General features: G+C 59.9%; 2 protein-coding genes. Both read right to left on the bottom strand.

Translation table 11 applies throughout. The features are described from left to right. Positions 1 to 31 precede the first annotated feature (31 nt). Positions 32 to 703, bottom strand: a complete 672-nt coding sequence (locus SNL23_RS13100) for a DNA-3-methyladenine glycosylase I (protein ID WP_167663709.1) — start codon at positions 701 to 703, stop codon at positions 32 to 34. 67 nt (positions 704 to 770) lie between these two features. Next, positions 771 to 1,595: a tRNA 2-thiocytidine(32) synthetase TtcA gene (gene ttcA / locus SNL23_RS13095; RefSeq protein ID WP_318302427.1), complete on the bottom strand. Its 825-nt coding sequence runs from the start codon at positions 1,593 to 1,595 to the stop codon at positions 771 to 773. Between the last annotated feature and the right edge of the window lie 65 nt (positions 1,596 to 1,660).

The following is a 1,660-nucleotide window of genomic DNA, read 5'->3' as shown; positions in this document are numbered from 1 at the left end:
AAGCTCCCTCGCCACAGGGTATTGGTCGGGCTTAGTGGTTGACGGTGTAAGCCAACATCATCGACAACTGGCACATCGGCCGCCCGCTCTCGGCATGCCACTGGTTGAACGCACCTTGCACCGTGGCCAGGTCCCGCAGGCTGGTGGGTACCTTGTCGACAATCTTCTGCGCATTCAGCGCCGCCACCACGTCATAGCTCGGCACGAACGTGTCCTTGCCCACCATCCGCAAAAAGCGCGGCGCTGACAGCCCGCCCAACTGGTGGCCGTGCTTGCTCAGGTACTTCCACAGCCCGACGATATCGGTCACCGGCCAGTCAGCAATAAACGCCGCGAAGCTGCCCTTTTCCTTCTCGATATCCAGAATCATCTGCGCATTGCGCGGCACGCTCTTGAGCTTGCCCAAGTGGCGGATGATGCGTGTGTCCTGCATCAATCGCTCCAGGTGCTCGGCGCCCATCAGCACGACTTTTTCCGGGTCAAAACCAAAGAACACTTGCTCGAACGCCGGCCACTTGGCATCCACCACGCTGTGTTTGAGCCCGGCGCGAAACACCCGCAGCGACAGGGTCGACAGGTAGCGGTCATCGCTGATCTTGCGCAGTTTCGCCGGGGTCAGGGGCACAGGCAGGTGGGCTTCCAGCTCGGCCGCCGAACCAAACCGGTTCAGACAATATTCGTGCAGCCACTTGTAATCGCGCATGCCCTCTCCTAAGGATTGAAATGAAAACGGCGCCCAGGAGCGCCGTCTGTCAGAGCGGTGAAACGGCTCAGAGGTTCACTACATTGACGAAGCGCGACGCCGCACTTTCGTCGATACGCAGGTTGGTGAAGTCGAATAGGTTACGGTCGGCCAACTGCGACGGCTGCACGTTCTGCAAGCTGCGGAAGATACTGTCGACGCGTCCCGGGGTCTTGCGGTCCCAGTCCTGGAGCATGTCCTTGACCACCTGGCGCTGCAGGTTTTCCTGGGAGCCGCAGAGGTTGCACGGGATGATCGGAAACTGCTTGAGGTCGGAGTACGCCTGGATGTCCTTCTCATGGCAGTACGCCAGTGGGCGAATCACCACGTTGCGCCCGTCGTCGGCCCGCAGCTTGGGCGGCATGGCCTTGAGGCTGCCGTTGAAGAACATATTAAGGAAGAAAGTTTCGACGATGTCGTCACGGTGGTGACCCAGGGCCATCTTGGTCGCGCCGATCTCGTCGGCAAAGGTGTAGAGCGTGCCACGGCGCAGGCGCGAGCACAGCGAGCAGGTGGTCTTGCCTTCCGGGACCAGTTCCTTGACCACCGAGTAAGTGTCTTTCTCGACGATGTGGTACTCGACCCCCAGTTTCTTGAGGTAGGCCGGCAGCACATGCTCGGGAAACCCCGGCTGCTTCTGGTCCATGTTCACGGCGACGATCTCGAACTTGATCGGCGCGACCTTTTGCAGGTGCATCAGCACGTCGAGCAGGGTGTAGCTGTCTTTGCCGCCAGACAGGCAGACCATGACCTTGTCGCCCTCTTCGATCATGTTGAAATCGGCGACTGCCTCACCGGCCTGGCGACGCAGGCGTTTTTGCAGTTTGTTCTGGTTGACCGTAAGAGTGCCCATGGCGCTTGGATCCGCGAAAGGTGTGTGACGAAAAGCCGGGTATTTTACCGGGATGGACGACCGAG

The organism is Pseudomonas sp. SED1 (genome assembly GCF_034044025.1).
In the GTDB taxonomy this organism is placed as follows: domain Bacteria; phylum Pseudomonadota; class Gammaproteobacteria; order Pseudomonadales; family Pseudomonadaceae; genus Aquipseudomonas.
Note: the sequence above shows the minus strand (reverse complement) of the source record. Positions and strands in the feature narration are given on the sequence as shown.

Bases quoted from the DNA above. Each gene is read 5' to 3' on its own strand.
- SNL23_RS13100 (WP_167663709.1), bottom strand. From the start codon at position 703: ATGCGCGATTACAAGTGGCTGCACGAATATTGTCTGAACCGGTTTGGT.
- ttcA (WP_318302427.1), bottom strand. From the start codon at position 1,595: ATGGGCACTCTTACGGTCAACCAGAACAAACTGCAAAAACGCCTGCGT.